We start from the raw sequence: 16,895 nt of genomic DNA, 5'->3' as shown, positions 1-16,895 counted from the left end.
CCGCCTGCATATTTGAACAAGGGACAAGATCGGTTCAGCCGGCATTCCTGTTCAACGCATGCGGCGTAAATAACAGGGGTAAAATAACATGACGAAAGAGATCTTCGTCGTCGCCTATGAAGGTGACGCTGACGGGGAGAAGGTTCTGGATTACGCATTGGCGCGGGCCAAACGTGCAGATGCAGAGCTTCTTCTTGTCCATATTCTGGAATGGTCGCCCTATAAATTCCTAACACAGGAAGAGGTGGCTGAGCGTTCCAAACGGCGCCGCCAAGAGATGGCCGTGGCCGAAACCAAGTTGATGTCCCCTGCGCTGGCAAAATGCGCCGCCGCCGGCGTCACCACCAAGGGTGAAATCCGCTATGGTCAGGTGGTTGATCTTATTGTGAAAATAGCCGGTGAGGCAAAGGCGACGCAGATTTTTGTGGGTCGCACAGGGTCGCATAGTGTTGCGGCACGGATCTTCGGATCGGTCCCATTGGGGCTTGCGCAGCTTTCCCCCATTCCCACCGTCATCGTCCCATAAGGAAACCGCAGATGCATAAGGCATTTTTTACGGCTCTTATCGGGCTGCTCACGGTCGCGCTTCCCGCGCATGCCGCCATTGACGAAACCATCAACGCCGCTGTTGCCACTGTCACAACGCCTTTCGTCAATTTCATCTTTTCGCCGTTACCGGGAACAAGTTTCCCTTGGATCGTACTGTGGCTGGTGATCGCGGCAACCATCTTTACCGTCTACTTCCTGTTTATTCAGTTCCGCGCCTTTCCACATGCAATCGCATTGGTGTCGGGGAAATACGCCGACCCGGACGATGCGGGTGAGGTCAGCCATTTCCAGGCACTTACAACGGCATTGTCTGGTACAGTGGGGCTGGGCAATATCGCCGGTGTCGCCGTCGCCGTGTCGATTGGCGGTCCCGGGGCGACATTTTGGATGATCCTTGCCGGTTTGATGGGCATGGCGTCAAAATTCACCGAATGCACATTGGCGGTAAAATACCGCAATGAATATGACGATGGCGGCGTGTCGGGCGGACCGATGTATTACATGTCCAAAGGCCTGAAAGAGCGCGGCTTTGGTTGGTTGGGCAAACCGCTGGCAATCTTGTTCTCAATCTTTTGCGTGTTGGGCTCCTTGGGGGGCGGCAACATGTTCCAGGCCAATCAGGCCCATGCACAAATCACCAATCTGTTTGGGGAATACCCAGGCTGGATCACTGGTGTTGTCTTCGCGCTGATCGTGTTTGCCGTGATCATCGGCGGTTTGAAATCCATCGCGCAGGTAACAGAGAAAATCGTGCCGATGATGGCTGTGCTATATGTCGGCGCGGCGCTGATCATCCTGGTAATGAACTATGATAAGATCGGCTGGGCCTTTGGCCAGATCTTTGCGGGCGCCTTTACCGGGCTTGGCGTCGCTGGTGGCTTGGTTGGTGCGTTGATCCAAGGGTTCAAACGTGCGGCCTTCTCAAACGAAGCCGGTGTCGGTTCGGCGGCCATCGCCCATTCGGCGGTAAAAACCAAAGAGCCAATCACCGAAGGCTTTGTTTCCTTGCTAGAGCCGTTCATCGACACGGTTGTGATCTGCACCATGACGGCGCTGGTCATCATCATCACCGGCGTGATGCAGCAAGATCCGCAAACCGGCCTATATGTCTGGAATGCCGAACTGGGTCGTGTGGCCACTGCGGGCGATGTGTCCGGGGTTGCGCTGACCTCGGCTGCATTCGCCAGCGCGTTCAGCTGGTTCCCATGGGTTCTGGGGATCGCGGTGGTGCTGTTTGCCTTCTCCACCATGATCAGTTGGTCCTATTACGGGTTGAAAGCCTGGACTTATATGTTCGGTGAAGGAAAGGCACAGGAGCTGACATTCAAGATCATCTTCTGCATTTTCGTCGTGTTTGGTGCGGCGATGAATCTTGGTCCTGTGATTGACTTCTCGGATGCGGCGATCTTTGCGATGGCATTGGTCAACATCGTGGCATTATATATCCTGATGCCCGTCGTGCGGGCCGAAATGACCTCTTATATGGAGCGGCTGAAATCCGGCGTGTTTGATATCAAACACTAAAATTTCGGCAGTGCCTTTGTGAAAGGGCCGCGGTCTTGCGGCCCTTTTTCATGCGGGAAAAGCCCGAAATTATAATTATCGTTTGAAATTTATGCAGTCATGCTTACCCTGCGTATCGCGCCAGCCTAAAAATAGGCATTTTATTTATTAAGGTGGGACAGATGGGTAAAAGAGACGATCTGATCGCGAAATATGCCGATGATCTTAGCAACAAGTGCAATATGACGCCGGATATGGCGCTGTTGACCAAGGTCACGATCGGCTGCGGTCCGGCGATCTATAATGCCGATGCAGGGACCGTCGCAGGGTCTGATCCAGCAGAGCTTGAAACAGTCAAAACCAATTTCTTGATGAAAAAGCTGGGTCTGCCAGATGGCCCGGAATTGATGGATGCCATTGATGCGGTTATCGAAACCTATGGTAAATCAGAGCGCAACAAACATCGTGCGGTCATTTACTACATGCTGACTAAGCATTTCGGCAAAGAAGCTGTCTACGCCTGATCTGATTTGGCGGCAGTCACAAACATGTTGGATAGCGCCTGATGGTTTGGGCGCTATTTCTTTTTAAATCAAGGCCTTGATTGCTGCGCCATGATGGGCGGTGGCATTGGTGACGTCGGCCATCAGCTGATGCGCATTGTCTAGCAACATGTCGGGCGGAACAATCCGATCAATCAGCCCCCATTCCAGCGCCTCCTGCGCCTGGATTTTTTGCCCCGCCATAAGGATCATCTTGCTGCGCGCTGGGCCGATCAATGCGCGCAGCCTTGGCGGATCGGATGGCTGCGGCAGGAAGCCCAACTTCATGACAGGATAGAAAATTTTCACCTGCGGCACTGCGATGCGCAGATCGCATGCCAACGCCATGCCCATAGCCCCGCCAGCCAGCGCCCCGTTCAGCGCACAGATGGACAATCCGGGAAAGGCGGCGATAGCACCCGACAATCTTTCCCATAAGTCAGAGGTCGCAAGCCCCGCGCGCGCCGCCTCCAAATCCGCACCGGCGGAAAACGCAGCCCCCGCGCCCGTTAAAATCAGTCCCCTTGCGCCGGAATGGGCAGCATCTTGTGCAAAGTGTAGCAGATCTTGCAACATTTGCTCGGTCAGCGCATTGGCTTTGGCGGGGCGATCAAGGGTCGCGCGCCATATCGGGCCAGTCGTTTCCATGCGGATCATTTCGGCCTATCCTGTGTTCACCGGGTTTTCACAAGAAGATCATGAAGATCGGCGTTTTGACAAGCCATGCAAAGGGCGCATCTGCTTGACCCGGCAGGCGGGAAACGGGATGGTGCAGCCAAGGTATTTATTCAAAGGGGTCCTGATATGGTCCGTCTTACGTCCGTGTCTGTCGCGGCATTATCTGTTACTTGGCTTGGCGCCGGGGTCGCTATGGCGGATGTTACCGCGCAACAGGTCTGGGATGCATGGCGCACGCAATATGTGGATTTCGGCTATCAAGTGTCTGTTGGGGCCGAAGAGGCCGTTGATGATGGTTTGGTCATTCGTGATCTGAAGCTTCTGACGACCGATGCCGACAGCACATTGGAAATGACCGTGCCGGAGCTAAGCTTCACCAATGAAGATGGCGCGGTAAACGTTACTATGTCGCCTGAAATGCATGGGCAGGTGAAAGGCCCGGCGGATCACACCGATCCGATGGCACTGGATATGGTGATGCGTCAAAGCGATGGCACCGTGCGCGTTTCTGGCACGCCAGACGCGATGCAGCATGATTTTTCCTTTCCGCAGGTTGTGGTGGATCTGCATGGCACCGAAGACAACGGTGCGACATCTGTTCCGCTGAAAGCCACCGTGCAGATGCAGCAGATTGATGGTAGCTATTTGATGTCAGAGGGCACACTGCGCCATGTTGTCTCGAATATGCGTGCGGATACGTTTACCGTCGTCAGCACCGGCGCAGACCCTGAAACCGGCGAAGTATTCAACCTGTCTGGCGAAATTCATGGGGTGGTGGCCAGCAGCGATGCGATGATCCCATCCCAACTGGATCCGGCCACCCGTGATTTGTCCCAGGTGCTGAATGAAGGCGCCAATATGCAGATGAAGCTGGGATATGACCGGGCTGCGCTGCGGATCGAGGGGAACTCTGGCGATGGCGACGCTGTGTTGGAGACGGACGTGACGGATGGCGCGTTGGATTTCAATATGATGCGCGAGCGCATGACCTATCAAGGGTCGGTGGGGCAGACCAATGTTGCAGTGTCCGGGCCGGAATTGCCGATGCCGCTGTCGCTGACCTTTGATACATTAAGCGGTCTGATGGATATGCCGATCGCGAAATCGGACGATGGGCAAGCCTTTGCCGTGAAACTGGGCCTGCAGGGGTTGGAAATCTCGGAACAGATTTGGGCGATGTTTGATCCGGCAGAGAACCTGCCGCGCGATCCGGCCACCTTGGTTCTGGATCTAAGCGGGAAGGTAAAAACCGCCTATGACCTGTTTTCAACCGAAAGCCTGAACGCCGCGCTTCCGCCGATCACGCCCGAACAGCTGACGATCAATGATCTGACGGTGCAAGCGGCGGGTGCGTCCTTGCATGGCACCGGTGATCTGGGTTTTGCTTCGGGTGTGCAGATGCCGGTTGGGACCATCGAACTGGAGCTGACGGGCGCCAATGCGCTTGCGGATAATCTGGTTGCGATGGGGCTGTTGCCGCAAGATCAGGCGATGTTTGGCCGGATGATGCTTGGGCTATATGCTAAACAAACCGGCGATGACGCGCTTGAGACCGAGATTGAATTCGGCGAAGACGGATCGATCAGTGCGAATGGTCAGCGTATTCAATAAACTGACCTGACAGGTTGCAAGCCGTCCGGCAGGGTCGGGCGGTTTGATATTTTGGGGGACCCGATGTCGCAGGCATCTTTGAGCGAATTGACAGATATGTTGCTGTCGGCGGCGAAATCCGCGGGGGCCGAACAGGCCGACGCCATTGCCATTGACGGGACGGCGATATCGATTGACGTGCGCCAAGGCGCGTTGGAACAGGCAGAACGCGCCGAAGGTGTTGAAATTGGCCTGCGTGTTTTGGTGGGTCAGCGCCAGGCCTGCGTATCGGCATCAGATATTTCGGAACGGACGATTTCGGAAATGGCAGAGCGCGCGGTGACAATGGCGCGGCTGGCCCCGGAAGACCCCTATATCGGGTTGGCCGATCCTTCACAATTGGCGACGCAGTGGGACATTGACGTGTTAGAGTTGAATGACCCCAGCGCAGACCCTGATCCCGCGGCATTGGAACAGGACGCGCGCGAGGCAGAGCAGGCGGCGCTGTCCGTGGCGGGCGTGGCGCAGGTGTCTGCCTCATCGGCATCCTATTCACGCCAGCGGATCCAACTGGCGGCCAGCAACGGGTTTAACGGTGGGTATCCACGCTCATCACGGTCCATTTCAACCGTTGCGATTTCGGGCGAAGGTCTGGGGATGGAGCGTGATTATGCCGGCGAAAGCCGTATTTTTCAGGCCGATTTGCCCAGCGCAGCTGAGGTCGGTCGTTTGGCCGGGGAACGTGCCGTAGCGATGGCCGCACCCCGGCGTCCAAAAACCGGCGCCTATCCGGTGATGTTGGATGAGCGGATTTCAAGCAGCCTGATCGGGCATCTTTTAGCGGCGATCAACGGTTCCTCAATCACTCGTGGCGCATCATGGCTGCGTGACGCGATGGGGGAGCAGGTGCTGCCCGCCGGCATGTCGTTGATCGAAGACCCGCTGCGCAAGCGTGTTGGTCGTTCGCGTCCGTTCGACGCAGAAGGGCTGCCGGCACAGCGCCGTGCGATCGTGGAAAATGGTATTTTACAAAGCTGGACACTGGATCTGGCCACGGCCCGGAAATTAGCCCTGCAAAGCACGGGTAACGCGTCGCGTGGGATCTCGGCGCCGCCATCGCCCGGCGTAGGCAATATTGCGGTGACTGCCGGGCAGAAATCGCGCGATGCATTGTTGGCGGATATGGGCACCGGGTTATTGGTGACCAGTTTCATCGGCGCGACGATCAATCCAAATACCGGGGATTATTCCCGTGGGGCCAGTGGCTTTTGGGTCGAAAACGGACAGATCGCCTATCCGGTGAACGAATGCACAATCGCAGGAAATCTGCGTGATATGTTAAAAGGGATGGTGGCTGCCAATGACGCCCGCGCGCATCTAAGCCAGCTTGTCCCATCTTTGTTGATTGAGGGTCTTACGCTTGCCGGGGAATAATGAAGATGACCTACAGCTGTTGACCGATGCCGCTTTGTCGGCGGGTAAGCTGGTGATGGGTTACTGGAAGCAAAAACCCGATGCATGGGAGAAAGACGCCGGTGCCGGACCGGTATCAGAGGCGGATTTGGCGGTTAACCTGTTGTTGGAGCGCCGATTGCGCAAAGCGCGACCGTCTTATGGTTGGTTGTCAGAGGAAAGCGTTGATGACGCGGAGCGACTGGCCGCAGAGCGGGTGTTTATCGTCGATCCGATTGATGGAACGCGCGCCTTTTTGAACGAGGATTCTGGGTTTGGCCATGCCATCGCGGTGGCAGAGCGGGGCAGGGTGGTGGCCGGTGTGGTGCATATGCCTGCGCTGGGCCTGACCTATACGGCCCATGCCGATGGGCCCGCATTATTGAACGGTGCGCCAATGGTGCCGGGCGGGGCGACGCAGGTTGACGGCAGTACTGTTTTGACCTCGACTATCTCGGATGATCCGCGCCATTGGATCGCAGGAGTTCCTGATTATAAACGTCATTTCCGCCCGTCCTTGGCGTGGCGCTTGTGTTTGGTGGCGGATGGACAGTTTGACGCGACCATTTCACTGCGACCTGCGTTTGAATGGGATATCGCTGCGGCCAGCCTGATTGCCCAGCGCGCCGGCGTTTTGGCAAGCGATCGCGCCGGTCAGCCGTTAACGTTTAATCGCGAGGATTGCCGCGCAAACGGCTTGGTCGTTGCCCCTCCGGCGTTGCATGCCGACTATGTGTCACGGCTGCATCCAACAATGCCATAGGGAAAAACCGAACGTTGTTGATACCTTGGTAACCCTTCCGGCCTAGCCTGCAACCAGCAAGAATTGCGGTTAACGGGGCGAATCCCATGACAGGTTTAGGACGTATCGGTGCCATCTGGCTCGGCGTAATGGTCTATGTGCTGTGCGGCAGGGTCGCAACGGCGCAAGATCCATTCGATATTTCAGATATTTGCAGTCGGGCAGCGGAGGCTGCAGCGCGTGAAAGCGGTGTGCCGGTGGCGGCATTGACCCACCTTGCCACCGTTCAGACCGGACAGGGGGGTGATTTGCCCTGGCCCTGGACTGTCACAATCGCGGATCGCACACAGGCTTTTGCCACCCGGGAGGATGCGCAGCTTTATGTCAACCAAGCCCATCAGGCCGGCGCGGATCGGTTTGAAACCGGCTGTTTCCAAATGTCCTATCCGTGGGATGCCGCCAATCCGGCCCTGCTTGATGAGATGTTCACCCCGCTTCCAAACGCTCTGTATGCGGCTGATTTTCTAACGCAGCTCTATCTGAAAACCGGTGATTGGAAAGCCGCGACAGAACAGTATCTGGGCGCGGCTACACCAATGAGCCAACGCTTCGATGACAGGTTTTCCCGATTGCGTGCACGTTACGCCCATCTGCCGATGGCGCAGGCGGGTGAAGGTGAAATTCCGGTGATCCCGGAAATTCGCGTCACCGAAGATGGCCGGATTGCCCGCGCGGATGCGCCGCCGGCCGTTCCCCTGATTGCCAAGGCAGGTGCGGCCCGCGCCAGCCTTTTTGCAGTTGCGCCCAACCAAGCCCCCGCTCCGGCCGCCATCATGGCCCCTGCCGAATAAGAAGGTCGCGTTTATGAAGCTGACGATTTCCAAGATTTTCCACCCTACAATCATGCTGTCATTGGCATTGATGGCGGTGATTGTAATGATGATCCTTCCGGTGCCGTCATGGGTGCTGGACGTGGGGCTTGCGGCGTCGTTCGCCATCGCCATTCTTATTTTCACGGTGACATTGTTCATCGAACGGCCATTGGATTTTTCGGCCTTTCCGACGATCCTATTGGCGTCCTTGATGCTGCGTCTGTCGTTAAACGTGTCCTCGACAAAATTAATCATCGGTCAGGGGCATACCGGCACCGGCGCGGCCGGAAATGTGATTGAGGGATTTGCAAATTTCATCATGGGCGGATCGGTTCTGATCGGCCTTGTGGTGTTTTGCGTTATTTTGATCGTGAACTTCATCGTGATCACCAAGGGCGCAGGCCGTATGGCCGAAGTGGGTGCACGATTTGCATTGGATGCAATGCCCGGCAAACAGCTTGCGATCGACAGCGATATGAACGCAGGCGCGATCGACCACGCCGAGGCCCGCGCGCGGCGCGACCGCGAACAACGAGAGACAACCTTTTTTGGCTCGCTTGATGGTGCGTCTAAATTTGTGAAAGGCGACGCTGTGGCGGGCCTGATGATCACGTTGCTGAATTTGATCGTCGGCCTGGTGATCGGCACTGTGGTTCACGGTATGGAGTTGATGAACGCACTGGAAACCTATGCGATTTTGACGGTGGGCGACGGTTTGGTCAGCCAGATCCCCGCGGTGATTATCTCTATCGCTTCGGCGATCTTGCTGTCACGCGGTGGGGCGCAGGGCACGGCCGATATGGACCTGTTCGGCCAGATCGCGAAATACCCGGCGGCCATGATGACGGTTGGCGTGTTGATGGCGATGTTTGCGCTGGTGCCGGGCCTGCCCTTCACCCCATTCATGTTGGGCGCGGTGCTTTTGTGCGGTGGTGCCTACTACCTGAAACAAGAGGCGGAAAAGCGAAAGCAGCGCGAGGCAGCGAAAATGCCCGCGCCCGACAAGCCGCAGAAAAAGAAGAAATCCATCGGCGATGTTCTGGATGTGGATGATATTCATGTCGAGTTTTCTTCCGATCTTGTGCAAATGGCGCTGGATCCGGCGACCGGTCTGGATGTGCGTATTACCAATATGCGCAACCATGTTGCCTCTGGGTTTGGATTGATTTTGCCTGAAATTCGGTTGACCGATGATGCAAGCCTTGTGCCCGGAGAATATCGCATTCGTATTCAGGGGGTAGAGCAGGCGCGTGATAAGCTGCATCCGACCAAGATACTGGCTCTGATTGCGGATAATCGCGACATGCTGCCAGCGGGTATCGATGTGAAAGAACCTGTTTACGGCGCCCCCGCGCGTTGGGTTCCTGCAGATGCGCAAGAAGAGGCGGCGCTGTCGGGCTCCACTGTGGTATCTCCGACCGAAGTTTTGGCGACTCATCTGCTTGAGGTGATCAAACGCAATTTCGGCCGCCTGATGACATTGAAAGCATTGCGCCGCCTTCTTGATGAAACTGGGAACCTGTCGGATACGGCGCGGGGGGAATCAAACCGCCGGATCTTGGATGAGCTGATCCCGGATCGTGTGCCGGTGGATCTTCTGCTTGCGGTGTTGCGGCTGCTGTTGGAGGAGCGGGTATCGATCCGAAATCTGTTGCTGATCGTCGAGGCGGTGTCTGAAGTGCGCCATCTGAATTCCCCTGAACTGATCACCGAACATGTACGCCAACGGCTCGGCTTTCAATTGGTTGCGGAATATCGCCGCGACGATGGCACCTTGCCGCTGTTGCAATTGTCGCCGGAATGGGAAGAAACTTTCACCACCTACCAGATGACCGACCAGCCCAATGCAGATGTGGCGCTGCCGCCGGATAAATTTTCGCGGTTGGTGAACAATGTCGCTGAACGTATCGCGCGGGCGGGCGAAAACGGCGTATTTCCTGCCATTATTACATCATCGCGGCGGCGGCGTTTCCTGAAAACGGTTTTGGGCGCCAAAGGGATCTCTGCCCCGGTGCTGAGTTTTGAGGAAATCGGTCTGGATGCCAAACCCGCCATGGTTGGGGTGGTCCCTGCATGACCGAGCTTCTGGCAGAAGTGTTGGATCTGACGCGCTATGGGTTCTTTATGGCCTTTACCGTGTTTATTCGGGTTGGCGCTGCCTCGGCCGTGATGCCCGCATTTGGGGAAAAAGCGGTGCCAATGCGGGTCCGTCTTGGCATTGCTGGGGCGTTCACCATTATTGTCATGCCCTCTGTCGCACCAGAGCTTGCACCGCAGATCGGCGATGGCTTTCCCTATGCGGCGCTGCTGCCGGAGACGGCCGCGGGATTGTTGATGGGAATCATGCTGCGTCTGTTTGTTTTGGCGTTGCAAACCGCTGGCACAATCGCGGCGCAGGCGACATCCTTGTCGCAGCTTTTCGGTGGCTCCATCGGGGAACAGCAGCCCGCAATCGGCCATATGATGATCATGGCGGGTTTTGCCGTGGCGGTGCATATGGGCCTGCATGTGCAAATGGTAGAGCTGTTGATAGGTTCTTATAATGCCTTCCCATTCGGAGAGTTCCCAAACCCTGAATTGGTGCGCAGCTGGGGCAGTGCAGGCGTGTCCACAACCTTTAAATTGGCGTTTTCAATTGCGGCGCCCTTTGTGATTGCCGGCGTGGTGTATAACGTGGCTTTGGGGGCGATCAACCGCGCCATGCCGCAGCTGATGGTGGCCTTTGTTGGTGCGCCGGCGCTGACCTTGGGTGGGTTGATCATGCTGGCCATCGCACTGCCCTCTGGTTTGATGATGTGGCACGGTGCGCTTTCTGAATTCCTATATAACCCCTATTCGGTGATGCGATGAGCGAAGACGACGCAGGCGGTGAAAAGGAATATGAAGCCACCCAGCATAAGCTGGACCAGGCGCGAAAACGTGGTGAACTGGTCAAGTCGGCGGAAATTACCGTGGCTGCATCCTATGCGGGATTTCTGATCGCCGCCTATGGGATGGGTGTCGGAATTGTGCAAAATTTTGGCGGCAAGCTTGCGACATTGATCGGCAATTCCGATCATCTATCCTTGCAGGTCAACAGCCCGGCCAGCACAGTAATTGGCGGTATTCTGGCTGAGGTTTTACCGTCATTGCTGCCGATTTTTATCATTCCGATCATCGCCGTTCTGGCAGGGTTGCAGGTGCAGCGCGCCGTGGTCTTCGCCCCTGAAAAACTGGAAATGAAGCTAAGCCGGATCAATCCGATCGCGAATGCCAAGCAAAAATTCGGGCGCAATGGGCTGTTTGAATTTGGCAAAAGTTTCGTGAAGCTGGGGCTGATCTCATTGATCCTGGGGCTGTTTCTGTCGCGCCAGATGGACCGCATTTTGATGACCCAGCATGTGGATGTCATCATGGCCAGCGCGGATCTGATGCGGATGATTATAGAGTTCCTTGCCATTGTTGTTTTGCTGTCGGGCATTATGGGTGCGGTTGACTACCTGTGGCAACGTGCTGAATTCTTGCGTAAAAATAGAATGTCGCGCAAAGAAATGACGGATGAGATGAAGCAGTCCGAGGGTGATCCCCATATGAAGCAACATCGCCGTCAACGCGGTATCGAACTGGCGATGAATCAGATGCTTACGGATGTGCCGACTGCGGATGTTATCATTGTGAACCCGACCCATTATGCGGTTGCGCTGAAATGGCAACGTGGTTCGGGCCGTGCACCGATCTGCGTGGCAAAAGGGGTCGATGAAATTGCCGCGCGTATCCGTGAAATCGCTGGGGAGAACAACGTGCCGATTCACCGTGATCCACCTACGGCGCGTGCCTTGCACGCAACATTGGAAATCGGTCAAGAGGTTCAGCCAGAGCAATATAAAGCCGTTGCCGCTGCCATCCGCTTTGCCGAGAAAATGCGCCAACGTGTAAAAGGGCGCATGGGCGCATGAGCAAAAACCGCTTTGATCAATTGATCGCCATTGCTGAAACACTGAAAGATGTGGAACTGGGAAAGCTTGCGCGGTTGCGGGCGCAACAGGCGGCGTTGTTGTCACAGCAAGAAGATCTGAACGCTTCTGCCAAACAGGCGGCGCTGTTGCCGGTGCAAGATGCAACGGATGTCAAAATGTCTGAACGCTACCGGGATTGGGCCGGAAACAAGGTGAAGGGCATTGATGCCGATCTGGTGAAACTGTCAACCGATGTTGAACAGGCGCGCGCGGCGTCTGCGCATCGGGTTGGACAGCATGATGTGCTGACCAAGCTGCGCAAGAAAGAGCTGTTGGAGAAGAAGCGCGATGCGATCCGTAAGGCGCGGTAATTACTCTGCCACAAGCGGTAAGATCTGTGCCGGTTGCGCCTGTTTTGGCCAACGCAGAAACAGAATTGCCGGGTTGGAAATGCGACCCGTCTCCATCGCTTCGGGCAGGTGTGCCAGCGTGGTGGTAATGGCGCGTTCGCGGGGCGTTGTGGCCTCGGATACGGCCTGCACTTCAAGGCTGCTGGGCACGCCTGCTGCCAGAAGGGCTGCGCGCATATCGCGGGCGGCGCGCACGGCCATATACAGCGCCAGAACAGTGCCTGGGCGGATCAACGCCGCCCAATCGGGGGGCGGATCACCCGGTTTGCATGTGCCCGTTGCGATGACAAGATGATCGGTCTGACCGCGCTCAGTCAAGGCACGGCCAAGGCTGACCGCAGCGGCAGAGGCGGCTGTGACACCCGGCACCAGCTCAATTTCAATCCCATGTGCGCGCGCAGCGTCCAGCTCTTCTGTCGCGCGTCCAAATACACCGGGATCGCCTGATTTCAACCGTACAACACGTTTTCCCGCCAGCGCTGCGGCCACGATCACGGTGCAAATCCTCTCTTGCGGCCAGCTATGCGCGCCCACATGTTTGCCGGTAAATACGCGTTCGGTGTCAGGCCTCGCAAATTCCAAAATCTGTGGATCAATCAGCCGATCATAATAGATCACATCGGCGGCCTTAATTCGGTTCAGCGCGCGCAGGGTCAACAGATCGGCGGCGCCGGGGCCAGCCCCGACCAGAGCGATAGAACCGGTCATGCCGACACCTCTTCTTTGGCGAATTTTTTCAACAAAATAGCTAGCTCGGGGCGGCAAGAACCGCAAGAGGTCCCCGCACCCAGCGCTGTGCCAAGCGCAGCAACCGAAAGGGCGGCGCCGGTTTCGATCGCGCTACGGATCTGGTTCACGCCGACATTAAGGCAGGCGCAGACAGTTGCGCCGGGGTCGGGTTGATCCGCCCCTGCGCGGCCTGCTAAAACGCGCACCGGCTGGTCTTGACCAACGCGGCTGCTAATGTGGCCGCGCGAAATTGCCACCGGCTGCGGCCCAACGAATAGCGCAGCCAGCAAGCGCCCGTCATGGTGGAAGGCGATCCGGCTTGTGCCACGCGCTGTATCTGTGACCTTGGCGATCTGCGCGTCGGGCAGGCCAAATAAGGCGCGAGCATAGGCTTCCCAATCGTTGGGCATGTCTTCGCCCGCCAGCTCCATTCGCCACCCATTGGCGCTGCGCAGGCGGGTCCAATAGGTGCAATCGGGCGCAGGCATCTGCGTGTCTGCACAAACGGCATAGCCAAACCAGGCTGGTTGGAACGGCGCAAGTGCAACGGTGCTGGCCTTGCTTTCGGGCTGACCGGAGACGGGATCGGGATTGGCCGCGACAAGCGTATCGACACGTGCCAGGGATGCGGTTTGGCCTGTCCAATGCATCGGGGCAAATACATCGCCGCGCTGCACCGTATCGGCCAGCAAGGCACGCAATATCACCCGTCCATGGGGTGAGGTGATCTGCACCAGCTGGGCAGGTTTGATCCCCAGATCCTTGGCATCTTGTGGATGAATTTCCAGATAGGGTTCTGCCAGATGCTGGTTCAGCCGGGGCGCCTTGGCGGTGCGTGTCATCGTATGCCATTGGTCGCGCACCCGCCCGGTATTCAGCCGATAGGGGTATTTCGGTGATTTACGCGATTCCGGTGCGCGCGGTGTGATCGGCAGCATGCGCGCCTTACCGTCGGGCGTGTGGAATTTCCCGTCACCAAAGAAGCGGCCACCGGATTTCCGGGCGTTGCGCGGCCAGACGAATGGCGCCAACCCGTCATAACCTTCCGGTGTCAAATCACTCAGATCCGAGATGTCGAAATCCGACCCCAGCGCCCCGGCAACCCCGGATAACCGCGCATATTCGGCAAAAATTTCGGCTTCACAGGTCCAGCCGAACTGCTGTCCCCAACCCATTTTCGATGCGACATCTGCAAGGATTTTCCAATCGGCGCGGCATTGTCCCGGTGTCGGCAGCATTGCACGTTGGCGCGAAATTGTGCGGTCGGAATTGGTGACAGTGCCGGATTTCTCACCCCAGGCGGCAGCGGGCAGCACAACATCTGCCAGCTTTGCGGTATCGGTTTGCGCGGTGATGTCCGTGACGGCCACGAAATCGCAATTGGCCAAGGCGTCGCGGACTTTATCGGCCTCGGGCATGGTCACGACGGGGTTTGTATGGATGATCCAGATCGCTTTGATCGTCCCATCGGCCACGGCGCGGAACATATCCACCGCCTTCAGCCCCGGCGCATCGGGCATGGCGGGTGCGTCCCAGCTGGCCTGTACAGCATCACGGTGGTCAGGGTTTTCAATATCCAAGTGGCACGCCAGCATATTGGCCAGCCCGCCGACTTCGCGTCCGCCCATCGCATTCGGCTGACCCGTTACGGAAAACGGCCCACAGCCGGGGGTGCCGATACGGCCCGTGACAAGGTGACAATTCAAGATCGCATTGACCTTGTCCGCCCCGCTGGAGCTTTGATTGATCCCCTGACTGTAAACCGTAACGACCTTCTGTGTGCCGATCCACATATCATAAAACGCGTTCAGCTGATCATCGCTTAGGCCGGTCAGGCCTAGGTCGCTTTCATGGGCAGCTGCAATGGCCGCGTCAGCGCCATTCACATGTTTCAGAAAGTTGGGATCTGCCGCGTTGCGTCGATCAATCTGAGCCAAAAGTCCGTTGAACAGCGCCGCATCCCCGCCCGAGGCGATCGGCAGGTGCAGATCGGCCAAGTCGCAGCTGGCTGTGCGGCGCGGATCAATCACAACCACCTTCATATTGGGGTTTTCGGCTTTGGCAGCCACAATCCGTTGGAACAAAACCGGATGACACCACGCCAGGTTGGACCCGGTAAGCACGATTAGATCGGCACTCTCCAGATCCTCATATTGGCCGGGAACGGTGTCGGTGCCAAAGGCGCGGCGATGCCCTGCAACCGATGACGCCATGCACAGGCGCGAATTGGTATCAATATTGGCAGAGCCGATGAACCCTTTCATCAGCTTATTGGCCACATAGTAATCTTCGGTCAGCAACTGTCCCGAAACATAGAACGCGACCGAATTCGGGCCATGCGTACGGATCGTGTTCTGAAACGCCTGAGCAACGGTGGTCAGCGCTGTATCCCAATCTGCGGGCTGCCCGTGGATCTGTGGGGTCAGAAGGCGATCATCCATGCCCAGCGTTTCCGCCAACGCCGTGCCTTTTGAACATAGCCTGCCATAATTGGCCGGGTGATCGGGGTCACCTTTTACGGCGATGGTCCCATCCGCGTCGCGCGATACCAGAACACCGCAGCCCACGCCGCAATAGGCACAGGTTGTTCGGGTGACCGTGGGGGCTGTGGCGGAGCGCTGGGGCTTGGCTTCGGCGTTCATGGTCATTCTCCTTCAGGCGGCAAGGCCGCACAGGTCTGGGGTGGCGCCGTCATCTTGATAGGCTGGGCCAAAAATCAATGTATCGCGGAATTGCGCAATGTCGGTGCCGTTTTTTATCAGTCCAAAGAACCAATTGGCATCCGATGTGTCACCATAGATCACCGCGCCGATCAGCCGGTTGTCTTGCACGACCAAACGTTTGTAGCTGGCATTTTGAGGATCGGTCAGGATGATATCTTCGCGGTCCGCGTCGTCAGCGAAATCCCCGGCCGAGAACAGATCGCAGCCTGTCACCTTTAGCTTGGTCGACAATTCCTGCGCGACAAATTCCGCCGCCCGGCCTTGCAACCGATCCGCCAAAACGCGGGCCTGATCATAAAGCGGCGCGACAAGGCCGAACAGCTGTCCGTCATGTTCCACACACTCGCCCAGCGCGGAGACCGCCGGGACTGTGCTGCGCATCGACGCATCCACCACGATACCGCGATTGCAGTCCAACCCGGTGGCCTTTGCCAGGCCAACATTGGGCCGGATCCCCACCGCCATCACCAGAATATCGCAGGGCAATTCACGGCCATCTTTCAACGCAAGTGCCCGCACGTGACCATTTTCGCCCAGGATTTTTTCCGATTGGGCCCCACAAAGCACATTAATCCCACGCGCAGCGAGCGCGTTTTGCAACAGGCGCCCGGCGGTGGGATCCAGCTGCCGTTCCATCAGGTGATCCATCAAATGTACAACGGTCACATCCATACCGCGTGATTGCAGCCCGGCTGCGGCCTCTAACCCCAGCAGCCCGCCGCCGATCACCACGGCGCGGCCCCCTGCATTTGCGGCCGCGATCATTTTATTGGTGTCATCCAGATCGCGATAGGCCAGAACACCTTGCAAATCATGGCCGGGCATTGGGATGATGAAGGGCTGTGATCCGGTGGCAAAGATCAACTGATCATAAGCAACGGTGCCGTTTTCACCGGTCACGCGCTGGGCATCAGTGTCGATCGCAGTGACCGTCTCGCCAAAGCGGCAGGTGACACCATGGGTATCGTAGAATGCCGCATCATGGGTGACGATTTCTTCCCAGGCCTTTTCCCCGGACAAAACAGGAGAAAGCATGATCCGGTTATAGCAACCGCGCGGTTCGGCATTGAATATTGTGATATCGAACCGGTCGGGACATTCCGCGATCAAATGATCCAACAAACGGCCAGAGGCCATGCCCGCACCAATGATGACAAGACGTTCTTTCAT

The 16,895-nt window shown here is 57.1% G+C and carries 15 protein-coding genes; 11 read left to right on the top strand and 4 right to left on the bottom strand.

Translation table 11 applies throughout. The features are described from left to right. Positions 1–88: 88 nt before the first annotated feature. The 3 genes from BFP70_RS09560 (at position 89) to BFP70_RS09550 (ending at position 2,576) form a co-directional block, all read left to right on the top strand. On the top strand, positions 89–526 hold the full coding sequence (locus BFP70_RS09560; RefSeq protein WP_066011272.1) for a universal stress protein: 438 nt from the start codon (positions 89–91) through the stop codon (positions 524–526). Positions 527–537: 11 nt separating this feature from the next. Next, the gene (locus tag BFP70_RS09555; protein WP_066011271.1) at positions 538–2,073 is read left to right on the top strand and encodes a sodium:alanine symporter family protein; all 1,536 of its coding nucleotides are present in this window, start codon (positions 538–540) and stop codon (positions 2,071–2,073) included. Positions 2,074–2,234: 161 nt separating this feature from the next. After that, positions 2,235–2,576 carry a DUF2853 family protein gene (locus tag BFP70_RS09550; RefSeq protein WP_066011270.1) on the top strand — a complete coding sequence of 114 codons (342 nt, stop codon included), beginning with the start codon at positions 2,235–2,237 and terminating at the stop codon, positions 2,574–2,576. A 63-nt stretch (positions 2,577–2,639) separates the two neighbouring features. On the opposite strand, the gene BFP70_RS09545 is transcribed toward BFP70_RS09550, so the two are convergent. Further along, on the bottom strand, positions 2,640–3,251 hold the full coding sequence (locus BFP70_RS09545; protein ID WP_066011269.1) for an enoyl-CoA hydratase/isomerase family protein: 612 nt from the start codon (positions 3,249–3,251) through the stop codon (positions 2,640–2,642). Between the two features lie 147 nt (positions 3,252–3,398). On the opposite strand from BFP70_RS09545, the gene BFP70_RS09540 reads away from it, so the two are divergent. The 8 genes from BFP70_RS09540 to BFP70_RS09505 all read left to right on the top strand — a co-directional run bounded on the left by BFP70_RS09540 (position 3,399) and on the right by BFP70_RS09505 (position 12,234). Further along, positions 3,399–4,883 carry a DUF2125 domain-containing protein gene (locus BFP70_RS09540; RefSeq protein ID WP_066011268.1) on the top strand — a complete coding sequence of 495 codons (1,485 nt, stop codon included), beginning with the start codon at positions 3,399–3,401 and terminating at the stop codon, positions 4,881–4,883. A gap of 63 nt (positions 4,884–4,946) precedes the next feature. Further along, entirely contained in the window at positions 4,947–6,296 is a 1,350-nt protein-coding gene (locus tag BFP70_RS09535) for a TldD/PmbA family protein (RefSeq protein WP_066011266.1), read from the top strand. Further along, the gene (locus BFP70_RS09530) at positions 6,283–7,077 is read left to right on the top strand and encodes a 3'(2'),5'-bisphosphate nucleotidase CysQ (RefSeq protein WP_083217431.1); all 795 of its coding nucleotides are present in this window, start codon (positions 6,283–6,285) and stop codon (positions 7,075–7,077) included. The genes BFP70_RS09535 and BFP70_RS09530 overlap by 14 nt, the downstream gene beginning before the upstream one ends. Positions 7,078–7,163: 86 nt before the next feature. Then, entirely contained in the window at positions 7,164–7,907 is a 744-nt protein-coding gene (locus BFP70_RS09525) for a hypothetical protein (RefSeq protein ID WP_066011262.1), read from the top strand. Positions 7,908–7,920: 13 nt separating this feature from the next. Further along, a complete protein-coding gene (gene flhA / locus BFP70_RS09520) occupies positions 7,921–10,005 on the top strand; it encodes a flagellar biosynthesis protein FlhA (protein ID WP_066011260.1) in 2,085 nt (694 codons plus the stop codon). Continuing rightward, positions 10,002–10,778: a flagellar biosynthetic protein FliR gene (locus tag BFP70_RS09515; RefSeq protein WP_066011258.1), complete on the top strand. Its 777-nt coding sequence runs from the start codon at positions 10,002–10,004 to the stop codon at positions 10,776–10,778. Before flhA ends, BFP70_RS09515 begins: the two co-directional genes overlap by 4 nt. Next, positions 10,775–11,863: a flagellar biosynthesis protein FlhB gene (locus BFP70_RS09510; RefSeq protein WP_066011256.1), complete on the top strand. Its 1,089-nt coding sequence runs from the start codon at positions 10,775–10,777 to the stop codon at positions 11,861–11,863. The genes BFP70_RS09515 and BFP70_RS09510 overlap by 4 nt, the downstream gene beginning before the upstream one ends. Continuing rightward, positions 11,860–12,234: a hypothetical protein gene (locus BFP70_RS09505; protein ID WP_066011254.1), complete on the top strand. Its 375-nt coding sequence runs from the start codon at positions 11,860–11,862 to the stop codon at positions 12,232–12,234. The genes BFP70_RS09510 and BFP70_RS09505 overlap by 4 nt, the downstream gene beginning before the upstream one ends. Here BFP70_RS09505 and cobA read toward each other — a convergent pair whose 3' ends face one another. Genes cobA through BFP70_RS09490 form a run of 3 tightly spaced genes read right to left on the bottom strand, consistent with a single transcriptional unit; the run spans position 12,235 to position 16,895 of the window. Then, complete coding sequence (gene cobA, locus BFP70_RS09500) at positions 12,235–12,981, bottom strand: uroporphyrinogen-III C-methyltransferase (RefSeq protein ID WP_066011249.1); 747 nt, start codon at positions 12,979–12,981, stop codon at positions 12,235–12,237. It lies immediately after the preceding gene. Further along, positions 12,978–15,644, bottom strand: a complete 2,667-nt coding sequence (locus BFP70_RS09495) for a nitrate reductase (protein ID WP_066011247.1) — start codon at positions 15,642–15,644, stop codon at positions 12,978–12,980. The genes cobA and BFP70_RS09495 overlap by 4 nt, the downstream gene beginning before the upstream one ends. 12 nt (positions 15,645–15,656) lie before the next feature. Further along, complete coding sequence (locus tag BFP70_RS09490; RefSeq protein ID WP_066011246.1) at positions 15,657–16,895, bottom strand: NAD(P)/FAD-dependent oxidoreductase; 1,239 nt, start codon at positions 16,893–16,895, stop codon at positions 15,657–15,659.

The sequence above is a fragment of the Thioclava sp. SK-1 genome (assembly GCF_001705665.1).
Lineage (GTDB): Bacteria > Pseudomonadota > Alphaproteobacteria > Rhodobacterales > Rhodobacteraceae > Thioclava.
This window is presented reverse-complemented; position numbering and strand designations above follow the sequence as displayed.